9 protein-coding genes are annotated in these 14,621 nt (G+C 64.5%); 2 read left to right on the plus strand and 7 right to left on the minus strand.

The window, feature by feature from the left end:
- The first annotated feature begins 538 nt into the window (after window positions 1–538).
- A complete protein-coding gene (locus ACLJEU_RS17985) occupies window positions 539–2,008 on the plus strand; it encodes a neutral/alkaline non-lysosomal ceramidase N-terminal domain-containing protein (protein WP_414660128.1) in 1,470 nt (489 codons plus the stop codon).
- A 264-nt stretch (window positions 2,009–2,272) separates the two neighbouring features.
- Here the strand turns inward: ACLJEU_RS17985 and ACLJEU_RS17990 are convergent, their stop codons facing one another.
- The 7 genes from ACLJEU_RS17990 to ACLJEU_RS18020 form a co-directional block, all read right to left on the minus strand.
- Window positions 2,273–2,524 carry a hypothetical protein gene (locus ACLJEU_RS17990; protein ID WP_414660127.1) on the minus strand — a complete coding sequence of 84 codons (252 nt, stop codon included), beginning with the start codon at window positions 2,522–2,524 and terminating at the stop codon, window positions 2,273–2,275.
- Complete coding sequence (locus ACLJEU_RS17995; RefSeq protein WP_414660126.1) at window positions 2,521–2,886, minus strand: protein-tyrosine-phosphatase; 366 nt, start codon at window positions 2,884–2,886, stop codon at window positions 2,521–2,523. Before ACLJEU_RS17995 ends, ACLJEU_RS17990 begins: the two co-directional genes overlap by 4 nt.
- 203 nt (window positions 2,887–3,089) lie before the next feature.
- Entirely contained in the window at window positions 3,090–3,695 is a 606-nt protein-coding gene (locus ACLJEU_RS18000) for a cupin domain-containing protein (RefSeq protein WP_457795271.1), read from the minus strand.
- A 369-nt stretch (window positions 3,696–4,064) separates the two neighbouring features.
- Window positions 4,065–4,598, minus strand: coding sequence for a hypothetical protein (locus ACLJEU_RS18005; RefSeq protein WP_414660125.1), 534 nt, complete (start codon window positions 4,596–4,598; stop codon window positions 4,065–4,067).
- Between the two features lie 171 nt (window positions 4,599–4,769).
- Window positions 4,770–6,314, minus strand: coding sequence for a pectate lyase (locus ACLJEU_RS18010; protein ID WP_414660124.1), 1,545 nt, complete (start codon window positions 6,312–6,314; stop codon window positions 4,770–4,772).
- A gap of 98 nt (window positions 6,315–6,412) precedes the next feature.
- Entirely contained in the window at window positions 6,413–8,380 is a 1,968-nt protein-coding gene (locus ACLJEU_RS18015) for a DUF4838 domain-containing protein (RefSeq protein WP_414660123.1), read from the minus strand.
- 68 nt (window positions 8,381–8,448) lie between these two features.
- Window positions 8,449–11,961 carry a TonB-dependent receptor plug domain-containing protein gene (locus ACLJEU_RS18020; protein WP_414660122.1) on the minus strand — a complete coding sequence of 1,171 codons (3,513 nt, stop codon included), beginning with the start codon at window positions 11,959–11,961 and terminating at the stop codon, window positions 8,449–8,451.
- Window positions 11,962–12,349: 388 nt separating this feature from the next.
- Here ACLJEU_RS18020 and ACLJEU_RS18025 point away from each other — a divergent pair, with 388 nt between their 5' ends.
- Entirely contained in the window at window positions 12,350–14,380 is a 2,031-nt protein-coding gene (locus ACLJEU_RS18025; protein WP_414660121.1) for a sodium:solute symporter family protein, read from the plus strand.
- The last annotated feature ends 241 nt before the right edge of the window (window positions 14,381–14,621 follow it).

Here is a 14,621-nt window from a genome sequence, read left to right on the forward strand (position 1 = left end):
CTGAGATTCCAAGGATTGCGTTGAGCACGCGTCAGCGATCAGCGGACTGACCCTCTCGTCTGCGCTACATGTAACAAGTAACAGGCAGACCCCGTCCGACCGGCCCTCTTTCTGTTGGCCGCCGGCACCTACGCATGAGTTAGGCGGGCAAAGTCGCGGGGGCTTACAGCGCCGTTTCTGGAACACGGGAGCAGGATGCTCCCGCTACTACCGCTGATCCCATCACGTGCAAAGTAGAGGGAGCTTCCAGCTCCCTCTCCGAACCGCTGGAGCAGAACCGATCATACAGGGTCCGTCCGCTGAATGCTGATGGGGGCGCCGGCCACCGGTGCGGTGCTCTCTGAGATTCCACGTATTCCGTTGAGCACTCGTCAGCAATCAGCGACTGACCCCGTGCGATCGCTTCCCGCAGCTTTGGATTGAGCTGGAGGGCTCCGGCCGTTGAAGGTGGAGCCGTACTCCCCTTCCCCGCCGACGCGGAGCGTGGCCGTTTTTTCGGGCGCGTTCCTCGTCTCCTGGCTCCGCGACTTCACTCCCCATGCGCCTCCTCCTCGTCTTCCTGTTGCTCGCCACCGTGGCCCGCGCCGCCACGCCCTCCGCGGCTCCGTTGCGCGCGGGCGCGGCCACGAGTGTCATTACGCCGCCGCTCGGCACACCCATTGTCGGCGGCTTCGCGCCGTTTCCGGCTGACGACGTGCACGACGAGCTGCACGCCCGCTGTCTGGTGCTCGACGACGGCCGGACCAAGCTCGCCTTCGTCATCTGCGATCTCCTCGGATTGCACCGCACCGTCAGCGTCGAAGCCCGCCGCCTCATCACCGCCGCGACCGGCATCCCTGCCAGCCACGTCCTGATCGCCGGCACGCACACGCATTCCGCCGGCTCGGCGCTCGGCGAAAGCCGTTTCGCCTACGAGCAGCCGCTGAATGACTATCAACGTTTCGTGGCCCAGCGCGTCGCGGACGGAGTGCAACGGGCCGTCCGGGCGCTGCGCCCCGCCGAAATCGCCTTCGGCACCGTCGATGCCCCCGAGCACGTCTTCAATCGCCGCTGGCTGATGCGCGAAGGCACCGCGCCGGTGAACCCGTTCGGAAAGATCGAACGCGCCCGCATGAATCCGCCCACCGGCAGCCCGAATCTGATCGAGCCCGCGGGACCGACCGATCCGACCGTGTCGTTCATCGCCGTGCGCGAACCCAACGGTCGCCCCATTTCCGTGCTCGCCGCCTATTCGCTCCACTACGTCGGCGGCGTCGCCGGCCGCGCGATCTCCGCCGACTACTACGGCGTGTTCTGCGAGGAGCTGAAACGGCTTGTCGCGTCCGCGGACGATGGCCCGCCGTTCGTCGCCCTGCTCGCCAACGGCACCAGCGGTGACATCAACAACATCGACTTCCGGGCGGCCGGCCCGCGGCTCCCGCCGTACGAGAAAATGCGCCGCGTCGGTCGCGACGTCGCCGGCAAGGTCCACGCCGCGCTCCGTCAGGTCGCATGGCGCGACCGCGCGGAACTCGCCGCCCAGTATCGCGAGATTCCGATCCAGTGGCGGACGATCGGACCCGAGATCCTGGCCTGGGCCAAGGAGACCGAAGCCAAGGCGCCGCGGCTCGAACGCGGCGACATCCCCGTCGGCGCGCGTTGGCCCACGACGCCCGATTGGGTGCAGCGGTTAAGCTACGCCGGCCGCGTGCAAATCCTCGCCACAGCCGAGCAGCCCGCGCGAATTCCCCTGCAGGCGTTCCGGATCGGCGATATCGGCATTGGCACCTTTCCCTGCGAGACGTTCGCCGAAACCGGCCTCGAGTTCAAAAAGCGCACTCCGTCCGCGCGCGGATTCATGATTGAATTGAGTCACGGCTACTTCGGGTATTTGCCCACGCCGCGGCATTTTGCCTTGGGCGGCTACGAGACCTGGCCCGGGACCAACTATCTCGAACCCGAAGCCGCGACCAAGATGCTCGCCACGCTGCTCGAAATGTCCGCCGAGCTGCAGGCCGGCGCGCGTTGATTCGGCGTTTCCCGCGGGGAACCGATCGTACGGGGTCGGTCCGCTGAACGCTGATTTCGGCGCCTGCGATGGAAACGTACCGTTCAGGGCACCGGCCCGCGGTGCGGCGCTCACTGAGATTCCAAGTATTGCGTTGAGCACGCGTCAGCGATCAGCGGACTGACCCTCTCGTCGGCGCTACGCATTGGCTTTCGCGGTTTCATAGCGCGAGCTCGTGATCGCGCGCGCGGCATGGCTCGGACGCCTTGTGCGGCGATTTCGCATTCATCGCTTGAAAATCATCGTCGCTGTTCCGACTAGACCGAAGATCCAGAGCGCGAGTATTCCCATGCCAGAGTAGTCGCCTCTTTCCGCGGCTGCGGCGATCGCATTGCGAATGCCAATCCGTCCGTAGATGCCAAACGCAAAGACGCTGGCCGGACCAGCGATGAACAGGAAGAGCATGAAACGACCAATAAAACTATAGCTCTTCTTCTCATCGCTTTCCGGTTCTGATTCTTCGTGCTCGGTGCTCATTTCAATTCTTTCGACTCGATCATTGCCGCCAACTCGGGGTCCAGCGCCGCTCGCAACGCGGCCTGCAGCCGGGGGTCCATGTACTGAAACTCATCCGGCACGTCCAGAATTCTGATTTCGGGGAGGTCCAAGGAGCGAAACTCCTTTCCAATCCACTGCTTTTGCTCTCGGTCCATTACGAAAACGATGTCGGCCCAGACCAAGTCACTTTCGGTCACTCTGCGCCGGGCCTGCGCGCGCACGCCGGCAGAACGAACCTGAAGCCGGCTGTCGTCGCGGTACAAATGCTCGGCGGTCGGACTACGCCACTGATTGAGCGCACAAACGAACAGCACTCTCAAACGGTCGGATTTTTCGCTCATGTGCGGCATTCTCCCGCCTGACTACAGGAATGCGCCACGCCCGCGGCCGGCGCGATGCGTGCTTCGCTGCTTTCCTGACTCCGCAGTTTAGCTTCGGTCAGTCGCGACATCGCACGCGGCATGACGCCCACTGGCGTTGGCCCTGGCGGCTTGCCGGGCCGAATCCTGGGTGTGCCCTCCGCCTATATCACCCGGGCTGCTGCTCATAGCGGTGGTCCTACGACCTGCATGCCATGCTCGAGGAACAACGCCGGCAGCTCTTTCTGGGCTGGCATGACTCCGCCTTGGGTGAAGCGGCGAAAAAACGACTCCATTTTCCCAGCGGGCAGAAACGCAACCAACATTCGCCCTGGATCCTCTTCCAAGTGCTTCCAAACGTGCGGCACCCCTCTTGGAGCGAACAGAAAATCGCCTGGACGGAGTTCGAACTGCTCATCGCCGACCTCGATGTGGAAGGTACCAGCGAGGGGATAAAACCATTCGTCCTGTTCGAAATGCAGGTGGCGGGGCGGACCAAAGCGTCGCAACTGGCTCTGCTCAATCAATAATTGACCGCCATGGGTGTGCCGGCCGCACACCTTGAAATGCAGAAAACTACGGTCTCCAAGCTGGAGCACGTCATCGTCCACCGAAGAGCCAGACTTGACGAACAACGGCGACGAAGCAGCGGGAAAAGTAGCCTTCTGACCACACGCCATCACGGGGATCGCTCCGACTGCAGCTCCGACGAAAGCTCTTCGGTTCATCGTCGCAACGCTGATGCTGACAGCTTCGGGCGCAACTTCGGACTTCGATGTCGTTTGCCCCATGTCAGAGCGGAGCGACGGTCGGGGTCTTGCCGCCCTGTCTGGCCGTCTTCCGCCCGCCCCCGTTTCACTGCATGTAGGCGTCGGGGTGAATTTTTCCCGCCGCCAAATTCACGGTTCCGACCGCCCAGATCTGTCGCCTATGAACCCAACCATACTTTTCGACCGCAGTCGTGGACATGGATCGCGCGGTCGTGGGCCGCAAGCGCGGTCCTGATGGATGCGGGCGATTCAGCCGCCAGGCAGAGGCCCGCCGCGCCGGAAAAAATCCACTGCACGGGAAACCAGGGTTGGCGCATGGCATGCGGAGAAGACCGAGCGTCGGGGCGCAGCGTGGAGATGGGAGGAGGCATTCATCGATGGGTGCTCACGTCAGCGCCGCGGTTCATCGCGTGGACGCAACGTGGGAGGCACGCCGCGCGCTTTCGAGTCAGGGTCAACCACCGGCAACCCCACCGCACCGCCCGCGCGGCGCCACAGATCGGTCATGGCGAAGAGCGGGTTGTGCCCAACGTAATCGCGGCACGGATCCTTCCGGGCGGCGGGCTTGCGCACGAGCGTCGCTTGATCGCCGAGCTGGGGATGATAGAACTCCCAGATCGCGCCCGTGCGGTCGAACTGCGTGGCGGTCGCATCGAGCGCCTGCTCAATCAGCCGGTGCGCGGCGTCGGCATCGCCGTAGCGGAGGCAGCCGCGCGCGGGCAGCACGCTGCGACCATGCAGCTCGGCCAGATTGAGCAACATCGCGCGCCCTTGCGGCTTCAGCGGTAGCGTCGCCTCGTGCACGAGCGCGTCACGCAGCCGCCGGCCCTCGGGCGTGGGATATTCCGCGGCGTGCGCCACCATCGCGAGCGCAACGGCGACCGCGACGCTGGGAAAACGGCGACTGCAACGCGCGGGGATCATCCGGAGTCAATCAGTTGCCCGCGAATCACGCCGATAAACGCGAATGAAAACAAAGAGAGAGCCTCCCTCACCCCACCGTGAACGTGACTGAAGGCGGGTGGACTTCACTTTCACCTCTGAAATTCGCGTCCGTTCGGGTGATTCGCGGGAGGCCTTTTGCATGAGTGCGGATCATGGCTTCGCCGTGGCGGCGATGTAGTCGCTCAGGATTTCAACGTTATAGTTGAAGACGTTGCTCGCGAGGTAGCGAAAGCCCTGCTCGAACTTCGGCTGGCCGACGAGGCGGGTCTTGCCGTCGTGGACCGTCACCCAGCGCCCCTGCGCATCGAGATCCTTCAGGATCCTGCGGACCTCCGGCTCGAGCTGCGCGGCGGTGCGCCTGGCGTCGGGATCGTCGCGCCACACCGTGAAGAGCTTGCCCCCCGGCGTGACGCGTTGCGTGACCCTGGGCGAGTGGCGGGTGCCAGTCTGCAAAGCTGCGAACTGGCGCGCCAACTCAGCGAGACGCTGCGGCTGTTTCCAGCCGTAGTGCGAAGGCAGGTTTTTGTCCTCGTAGGAAAACTCGTAGTAGCCGGGCGCGCTGGAGCTGCCACTGACGCCGGGCGGACGCGTCATGTAGAGTGCGCGATTCGTCTTCAGCTCGCGAAACCGGGGCATCGTGCCGTCCGGCAACACACCCGTGCGCAGATACGCCAGCGCGCGCGGAATCGGTTCGAGGTATTTTTTGTCACCGGTGACGATATAAACCTTCATCAGCGTTTCGATCGCGTCCTCCGACTCGAGGCCGCAGATCGCCGGCGGTTCGAACTTCCGGGCCCACGTGGGCTGCATCTCGAAATTGTACTGCTGGCACCACGCGGGCTGCGGGTCCGGCATTTGCGCGAGGATCAGGAAGTCGCCCAGTTTCACCACGGCCGCGCGGTAACGCGCGTCGTCATAGGCGTCGATCGCGGTCAGCAGGGTGTCCGAAACGGTGCCCACGAGCCCGTCGTTCAGCGTGTAGTAGCGGTGGTAAGGCTCATGCGGCCAGACCCGGAGCCATTCACGCGGGTAGCTCGCCTTCAGGATCGGGTGCGACGGCACGGGCGCATCCCAGCCCTGGGGAAACGCGCCGATCGGGAACTGCGCCTTCAACAGCGCATCGAGCGCAAACATCGCCGCGTCGTGGACCGTTGCGTCCTTGAATCCCAGCGCCCGATCGAGGCGCGAGAGAAACTGCAGCGAGGACTGCGACTGGTCGTCGTCGAGCGAGGAGTGATTCGGGCCGTTGGGCTTGCCCTTGCCGTTGCGATAGCGGCCGGCGTGCGTGCCTTTCGCGTTGAAATCAATCCGCTGGCTCCAGCCTCCCGACTCAAGCTGCCCATGAATCAGCGCGGCGCCCGTCTCCTTCGCCGCCTCGAGATAGTCGCGATCGCCGGTCGCGGCATAGGCGTTGAGATAGGCCATGCCGACCGTGGGCGTGCCCGGCGGCTCCGTGAAAATCTGATCGGGCGTCGCCTCCCCCTCGCCCCACCGGCGCTTCAGGTCCTCGGCCACGTAGTAAACGTAGCCGCCGTGCGAGGCGGCATGCGTGCGAAAATAGGTCGCCGCCCGCTTCAGGCTCGCAACGGCTTCGTCGCGCAACGCGGTCTCCGCGGTCGCGCTGGCGCCCAGACTCGACGGCAGCACGCTGACGACCGCACAAACGAGCAATGGAAAGCAAGGTGGAGTTTTCATGCGAAAAAATGTCTTCGGTTTAGCTCCGGCCAGCCCGACCGCCGGCGTGGCGGTGAGCGCGACCCAGCAACGGACGAGAGCTCGGACGGGCTGCCGCATCACGGATAGTAGTCCGCGGGCTGCTTGGTTTCGTTCGCGAGTTTCCAACTCAGATCCTCGACCCACGCGTTATGGCCGAGGTTGGCGAACCACTCACGCTCGTGCTGGCGCCGGAACTTCAACAGCTCCGTCAGCTTGTCCTTCCCGCGCTCCACGGTGGCAGCCGGATCGGCCAGCGTGAGCAGGCTCGCGGTCTCGGCACAGAGCTTCGCGTGCGCGAGGCCCGTCTGGAGGAACGCCACGCGCTCGCGCGCCGCGCGGTCGGTGGCGGCCGCCGCGGCGGCCTGGGCGAGCAGCGCCTCGGCCGGCCCGAACGTCTCCGGCGGGAAGATCCGGTGCGGCGCCTTGGCCCACGTCCGCCAGCGAATCGCCACGCGATCGTAGAACACCTCCGTGATCATCCGGCGGTGCTTCATCGTGTAATCCTCCCAGTAGTCAAAATACGCCTTCACCTGCGCCGCAGCGGGACCGAAGCCGCCAAAATAGTCGGCGAGCAGGGCGTCGGGATTCGCATCCGGCGTCACGTGCAGCCGCATGAGGAGATACAGGCTTGTGCCTTGGATGCTCCACTGGCCGGTGAGCGAGTCGAAATCGGTCGCGACCATCCCATGGCGCGCGCCGTTCTGGAAATCGTCCGCGAACTGGCGCGCGAAAACAAAGGGCATGCTGTAGGCATCGAGGAAATAGTTCGGCCGGAAAAAGAGCTGCGCGCCGGTCTTCCGCCAGTCCGCCCACTGGCGTTTATACCACTCGTGCTCGTCATCGGTGCGCGGATACCAACCGGCCGACGGGCAGAACCCGAGGAGAATGTGCTCGTTGAGTTTCACGCCCGAGGTCGGCGCCTGGAAGTAGTTGAAATAAACATACCCCACCACCGTCACGTTCGGATTCTCCTTCGCCGCGAGTTGCTGAATCGCGAGGGCAAACCTCGCGTAGCGATCCGAGACGAAGCGCGAACCGTAGACCTTGAAGTTGGGCGCGTAGTATTTCATCGCGTCGGGCGGCGTCGGTCCGTCCCACGCGCGACACCGGTCGCACTCGCACTGGCCCACGATGTCGTTCTCCACCGCGTTGATGAAGCTCCGGCCGTTGGTCTTCTCGGCGCCGCCCTTGTCGCGCCACAGCTTCACGATCTGCGCGTGCAGGCCGGGATTTGAAACGCACATCGCGAAACGCGCGCCGGGCTTCTCCGGTCCGCGCTTGCCGTTCACGAGCTGGAACCACTCGGGATGCTCGCGGCCGTATTTCTCCCACCAATCCGTGAACGCATGGCCGTAGGAAAACTTCTCGCTGCGCCCCATCCGGTGCCGGCGCAGAAACACCGCCTGCGCGGCCGCATAGTCCTCCGCCGCTTTCTTCGTGAAGCCGAGCGCAGGATTGCCGCTCGTGAAACCCGTGCCGGTTCGCACGTGACGCTGGAACAACTTCGGCTGCACGGTGGCGTCGATGGCGCGGAGCGCGACCTCACGGGTGCGCGGCACGACGGTGCCGAGATCCCCGGGCCAGAGCCAGCGAACGCCGAGTTCGCGCTCAAGCCATTCGTAGACGCCGAACAGCGTGCCGGCCGAGGTGTCGCGATCAAGCGGATCACCGGCTTCGTCGCGACCCACGATGAACAGCGCCGTTTCGGAACTGCGCAGGGTGAACGTCTCGCGCGGCAGTTTTTTTCCATCGAGACCGGCCGTTTGCGCCGCCTGCGTGGCCCCGAGATAAATCCTCGTCGCAGCCGCCGCACCGCCGAGCGCGTTTTCATTCTGCACGGGGATCGTCACGCCGGTCGCCTTCGCGATATGTTCGCTGAGCTCCTGCGCCGCGTAACGCTCGACGGCGTTAGGCTGGGTCGGAAGCACAATGACGCCAGCCGGGCGGCCGTCCTGCACGAGGAAGGCGCCGCGATCGGCGGCAAGAGCGGACAGCGCAGCGCAAACCAGCGCGACGCCGCAGAGGGAACGGGCAAAGGTCGCCATAACGTGAGGAGGTTGGGACACGACAGGGGGCGCCGCACCCGCCAAGGGCGCGGCCCGTGGTCATGCAATTAGAGGTCGAACGTTGCGCTGAGGATGAACTGGCGGGGATCGACGATGCGGTAGGCGTTGGGCATGCCGTCGGGGAAAGCGCTGACCGCCTGGAGCCGGCCGCCTTCAGCGACGTTGCGGACGTTGAGCTGCACCGTCAGGCCGAACTTGTTCGAAAAGATCTTGGTGCGATACGCGGCCAGCAGGTCGACGTAGTAACGCGATTTGTCGTAGATCGGCCGGTCGCGATCGAGAGAGTTGATGATCGCCGGCAGGCTCTCGACGCCGTAGTAGCCGATGGAGCCTTTGTCCTCCCAGCGGATGGCACCACCGACGTTCACGGCGCGCAGCCAGCGATGGTCGGTGAGGCCCCGCAGGTGCAGGTTGGTGGACACGCTGGCGCGATACTTGCGGACCTGGGGCAGGCTCTTGCCGACGGTCTGCTGCGCAATGGCGAGAGGGCTCGAGACGTTGCCGGGGAGGTAATTTCTTGGCATCTGCCGGCCCTCGTAGCTGCTATCCCACCAGAGCTGGCCCGTCTCCTTGTCGACGAGCTTCGTCCAGACCGGCATGCGCTCGTTCAAGTAGTCGAGCAGGTCCTGCGCAATCGAGGCCTGAATGGTTTCGTTCTCGGTGACGCTGCCGCGCACGGTCCAATAGGTGGTCGGGTTGAAGTTGAACTCGATTTCCTTGCCCTTGCTCAACGCATCCTGGCCTTGGGAGATCGGCAGGCCGCCGAAGTTCACGCTATTTTGCAGCGTCTGGAGCGTGGTGAGATCCATGCCGATTTCCTTCGCGACCGCGGCATCGAGCGCGGCGCCGGAGAGGCCGGGCTGCGTCGCCTGGAGCCACTGGCGAGCCCGCACATCGAGCGAGAAATTGCGCGCGGGCTGGCCGTCGTAGACATCCATCTTCACCGAGCGCGTGGCCAGCGTGGACGAGGTGCCATTGCGGTCGTTCGTCGTCCGTGTGATGAACTGGTTGGCGCGGACCATGAACTTGCCGTCGAAGAGATTCAGGCTGATCCCCCAGTCCTGGCCCTTGCCCTTCGGGTTCGGGAGGAAACGACCGTGCAGATCGATCGCGGCGTCGGCCGGGATGAAGCTATCGGACTCGTTCGCGTGGGCGCTGAGCCAGCGGGTGATTTTGAGCACGGCGCCCTTGGTGCGCGTATTGCCCTGGTTGTACTCGTAGTCGCCGCTGGCCCACTGCTGGTCCCAGGCGAAATCGTGCGTCTTGCCATCAGGCAGCAGGCGGGCGTTGACGCCGCTCTTGGTGTAAACGCGGTCCTTGCGGAAGCCGAGCGTGGTCACGAGGCGGTCCTTGAGGAAATGGCCCTGCCACACGAGGCCCTGCGTTTTTTGGATCTTCAATGAGTTCTGCGCGCCCGCGGTGCCGTTGATGCTCGCGGCGAGGCCGAGCTGCGTCGTCTCGTTGTTCACTCGTCCGCCGGCGAAATTGCCCCAGGTATACGGATACGCGCCGCGGAGCTCACCGGTGTAGGGTGCGTAGTCGACGTTCGCACCGCGGTTGTCGCCGACGTAATAGAAGCGATAACTGCGGGATCCGGTGGGCGACGGCTGATCCTGGGGCAGCGTGTCGCCTTGCAGGATCGCGCTGTTGGCGCGTGGCGTGCCCGCCGGCAGCCACGCGTGATCATCGAGCATGGCGAGCTGGTAATAGTAGGAGCGCAGCTCGTTCTTCTTGTGTTCGCCAAATCCGCTGAACTGGTGCAGTCCCAGCCAGCGCATCCAGTTGCTCTCCTTGGAGAGATCGAGCTTGTAGGCGAGCTGCACCCGATAGGTGTCATTCAACAGCGGTCGCTCAATGACGTTTGTCTCCGTCATGCCGAAATACGGCCGGAGAAAGAAGGGGTTCGGCGTGCCGTCGAGACGCTTCTGATTCACATCGACATAGAGATACGTGGAGCCAGCGCTGCCCGTCGGGAAATCCTGACGGTAACGCGGGGAGTCCTCGCGGAACCAGCCCGCCTGACCGGCCAGCATCTGTCGCGGCGTGTTGAAGAACACCTGATCGATCGTGACGAGCGAGCTGCCCACCGCCTGATCAAAGTTGTTCATCGAGGCGGCATTGATTCGGGACCAGTCGTAAACCGATTTGTCGCTGACCGCGCCGTCGGACGTCCACAGCGGCTGCGTGCGGCGCAGCGTCTGCGGGTTGATCAGCATGTAATTGTTTCCCGTCTGGTTGTTGGAGGTCGCCGTGGTGAGCAACGCGTCCTGCGTCGTCGTGCCGCGCGGCGCCGTCCAATAGCTCACGCCGGTCGTGTCGATCATCATCAGCGACGTGCCGCGACCGGTCGTCTGGAACGCGCTGTTAAAGATCGCGGCGCCCGCGTTGATGTTCGGCACGCCCTGGCCCAGCTGGGTAACGGGGGCGCCCGCGCGGTTAACGGGCGAGCCGTTGATGTAAGCGGTGTTCGTCGTGGCATCCCACGTGGGCGAACCCACGGCGACCCACTGGCTGACCGCATCGCGGGGCGTGATGCTATTGGGGCGGCGCCCGTAACTGTGGAAATACTGGTAGGTGCCGCTGATGGTCGTGTTTCGCAACGGGCGGTACTTCACCATGCCGTTGTAACGCTCCGTCCTCACGCCGGAGGGCTGGCGGTTGAATTCCGTCTGTTGCAGCACTTCGCTGAAACGCACCGCGAGCTTGTCCTTCACGAGCACGCGATTGACGTCCAGGCTCTGCCGGTAACCCATCTCGCCGTCGAGCCGGCCATATTGCTCGAGCCGGAATTGCAGCTGGCTCTTGTTGCGCGAGAGATTTGCCGTCGAGGGAACGGTGTTGGCGGTGCCCGAGGCGTTGCCCAGACCGAACAGATTGGAGTTCGGGCCGCGGCTGATCTCGACGGCATCGGAACTGATCGGATCGAGCGGCACGCGCCGGCTCGTCTCGAAGCCGCCGTAAGCGATATTGGCGCTGGAGAGGCCGCGCACCCGGTTCGCGGTGTTCGGATTCGCCGCGAGGTTGTCGTTCGGCTGCGCGCTCTGGTTGAACGAAAAATCCGTGTAGGTGGCCGAGCCCTCCGTGCTGGCCTCGTAGGCAAACACGTCGTTGATATCCAGCATCGCAAAGTCGGCCATCTGCTCCTTCGTCACGACGGTGATCGACGAAGCGAGGTCCTCGATCTTCGAATTGATCCGGGTGCCCGACATCGTGTTCGCGGCGTAATAGCCGCGATTGTTGTCGACGACCTCGAACGGCGAAAGCGTCACGATCTCGCTCGGTGCCGCAGTTAATGCAGCCCGGGGCGCCCCGGCCGCCCTCGCCTCATCAGCCTGCAGGGCGGCCACCTCCTCCGGATCCAGCCGGCCGTTGCCGTTCTTGTCGTAACGCGGGACGTAGGCGGGCGTGGCGGGCGTCGATTGCGCCCATGCAGCAGCAACGAACAAGAGACCGAGCGAGGTGATCGCAGCCCCGCGCACCAGCGCGCCGGTCCGGCCCATCCGGGGAAGAGAGGAACGCACGGGGCGCGCGCAGCGATGGACGTGAAGGTTGAGGTTCATGGATGTATCGCGGTTTGACGCTTCAGGCCCGATCACGTTGCTCCGGCGGAAGCGACCGGATGATTGCGGTGGATGGCCGGGGGCGACGGCGCGACGCGTTTCGGCCAACTGCAGGAGCGGCCCGTCATCCTGTGCGCACACCCCTTACCGCCGGCAAGATCGAGCGCAGTCGAGGAACGAAATGGAGGAGTAGCCATCACGCGCAGACGATGGGCCGACGCTCCGCACCCAGCGACCGAACGCAAATGTTGTTTTTTATGCGACCGGCTGTTTCCTCACCCTGTTTTACCTCGTTCGAACCGCGGCCACCGTCGGTCCCACGCGTTCCCGCCGCAGACCTGCGGCCGTCGCGCCGCTGACGCCGTTCGCCGCGGTTAACCCACCGCTCATGGCCAGCCTTCACCTGCTCGACTATCTCATCCTCGGCGCCTATTTCGCGGTGCTGATCGGGTTGGGAAAACTTTCCGCGAAGCACGCGAAGAGCGGCGAAGGATTTTTTCTGGCGGGCCGAAAGCTCGGCAAAGTCTACCAGTTCTTCCTGAACTTCGGCAATTCGGTCGCCGCAAATGACACGGTCAGCACGTCGAGTCTGGTTTATCAGCACGGCGTTTCCGGCGTGTGGGTGGGGTTCCAGATGATTTTCCTGAATCCGTATTACTGGTTCATGTTTCCGTGGTATCGCCGCGTGCGGCTCACGACGATGGCGGACATTTTCGAGGATCGGCTCGGCAGCCGCCGTCTGGCGCTCTTCTACGCAAGCTTCCAGATCGTGATGGCGGTGGCGGTCACCATGGCCTTCGGCAATCTGGTCTCCTATAAGATTTCATCGGCCCTCGTGACGAAGCCGGAGACGGCCTGGACCGCCACCGAGGCGAAATCGGTCAGCGACTATCGCGAGCTCACCCGACTCGAGTTGGCGCGGCGCGACGCACCGCTGTCCGCTCCCGAGCAGGCCAAGCTTGCCGCGCTGCGAGACCGCAAGGCGCGCGGTGAGCTGAACAGCTATGTGCCCGCGCTCGAACCGTGGTCCTTCTACCTCGTCTATACGGTCGCAGTGGGCTTCTACATTGTGCTCGGTGGCATGACCGCCACGGCGCTGAACGAGATTTTCCAGGGTGTTCTGATCCTGATCCTGTCGCTCATGCTGATTCCCGCCGGACTGCAGGCCATCGGCGGTTGGGATCAGCTCGGAGCCTCATTGCCGCACGCCAAGCTCGACCTGTTCGGCGCGTCGGGGGCCTCGGATTTCACCGGCTGGACGATCGCTGCCGTCTTCTTCGCCACCCTTCTGCAAGCGCACGCGATGCCGCACAACATGAGCATCGCGAGCTCCGCGCGCAACGAGTTCGCCGCGCGATTCGGGGCCGTGGCGGGGACGTTCGGCAAGCGGATCGTCACGGTGATGTGGGCGTTCTGCGGACTCATCGCCATCGTGCTGTTCTCCGGTGCCAACTCGCTCGCCGACCCGGATGCGGTCTGGGGCGCCATGTCGCGGCAATTGCTGGGGCCGGGACTGCTGGGCCTCATGCTCGCCGGCGTGCTGGCCGCAAACATGTCGACGGTGGCCGCACAGGCCATGGCGGTATCGGCACTGTTCGCGCGCAACGTGTATACCTGCCTGCGGCGCGACGCGACCGACGAACAGGTCGTCCGCGCAGGCCGCATGACGCTCGTCGTCGTGCTGATCCTCGGCGTCCTCGTCGCCACGAAACTCTCCGACGTCTACACCGTGCTGCAGTTCGCGATGACGATCAACGTGCCGTTCGGAGCGTCGATTCTCCTGATGTTCACGTGGCGGCGCCTGACCGCGGCGGCCGTGTGGACGGCCGTGATCGGATCGGCCGTGATCAACATCCTGTTTCCGCTCGCGGCGCAGCACATCGAACCCCTGCGCACCAGCCCGACGCTCACGGTGCGCAGCACCGACGCTTCCGGGCGGGCCACGCCGGTGTATTTCGAAGCGGTGCTGCGATCCGACCCGGCTGAGGCCAACAGCGCGCTGGTGGGCCGCGGCCGCCTCCACACCGAGTTGCTGGTGTTGCGCGCCGTGGGCGTCGACGTCGTGAAGACCAGTGCCGGCGGCCGCCTCGCGGGTCGTTTTCTGGTCGATGCCTTGCTCCCGCTGGTGCTGCTCTTTTCCGTCAGTCTGTTCACCCGCAAGCCGGCCGGGGATCGCGTTCGGCAGTTTTTTGGCAAAATGAAAACACCTGTCGCCGCGACCCCCGAAGCCGATCGCGTGGAGCTCGAGGAAACGCGCCGCCGGCCTGATCGCTTCGACGACCACAAGCTGCTGCGCGGTTCAGCGTGGGAATTCACGCGCTGGAACAAGACGGACACGATCGGCTTCGCGGTGAGCTGCGCGGTGACGCTCGCCATCATCGGCGCATTTCTGGCCCTGCTCGCCTGGGTGCGGAGTTGAGGTCCGGCGGCACTCCGAGCTGACGTCGTCCACGGAAGTGAACTCATCGGTGGCCTCAGCGGGCAAAGGCTTTTGGCTTTGCGCTTCCCGTTGTCCCCCGCAGCGCCGCAACGACATGGTTCCACCGGATCGCAGCCAGTGGCCGCATTTCACCCGCACTCACCCGTCTGCCGCACGGTGACCTCGCCTCTTGCCATAGGCCTGGTCTCCTTGCCTACGACATCCTGCTCGCGTGCTTTCT

It is taken from the genome of Terrisphaera buseokensis, assembly GCF_047521145.2.
GTDB lineage: Bacteria > Verrucomicrobiota > Verrucomicrobiia > Opitutales > Opitutaceae > ER46.

Excerpts from the sequence above, each read along its gene's own strand:
- ACLJEU_RS17985 (WP_414660128.1), top strand. The coding sequence starts at position 539 with ATGCGCCTCCTCCTCGTCTTCCTGTTGCTCGCCACCGTGGCCCGCGCC.
- ACLJEU_RS17990 (WP_414660127.1), bottom strand. The coding sequence starts at position 2,524 with ATGAGCACCGAGCACGAAGAATCAGAACCGGAAAGCGATGAGAAGAAG.
- ACLJEU_RS17995 (WP_414660126.1), bottom strand. The coding sequence starts at position 2,886 with ATGAGCGAAAAATCCGACCGTTTGAGAGTGCTGTTCGTTTGTGCGCTC.
- ACLJEU_RS18000 (WP_457795271.1), bottom strand. The coding sequence starts at position 3,695 with ATGGGGCAAACGACATCGAAGTCCGAAGTTGCGCCCGAAGCTGTCAGC.
- ACLJEU_RS18005 (WP_414660125.1), bottom strand. The coding sequence starts at position 4,598 with ATGATCCCCGCGCGTTGCAGTCGCCGTTTTCCCAGCGTCGCGGTCGCC.
- ACLJEU_RS18010 (WP_414660124.1), bottom strand. The coding sequence starts at position 6,314 with ATGAAAACTCCACCTTGCTTTCCATTGCTCGTTTGTGCGGTCGTCAGC.
- ACLJEU_RS18015 (WP_414660123.1), bottom strand. The coding sequence starts at position 8,380 with ATGGCGACCTTTGCCCGTTCCCTCTGCGGCGTCGCGCTGGTTTGCGCT.
- ACLJEU_RS18020 (WP_414660122.1), bottom strand. The coding sequence starts at position 11,961 with ATGAACCTCAACCTTCACGTCCATCGCTGCGCGCGCCCCGTGCGTTCC.
- ACLJEU_RS18025 (WP_414660121.1), top strand. The coding sequence starts at position 12,350 with ATGGCCAGCCTTCACCTGCTCGACTATCTCATCCTCGGCGCCTATTTC.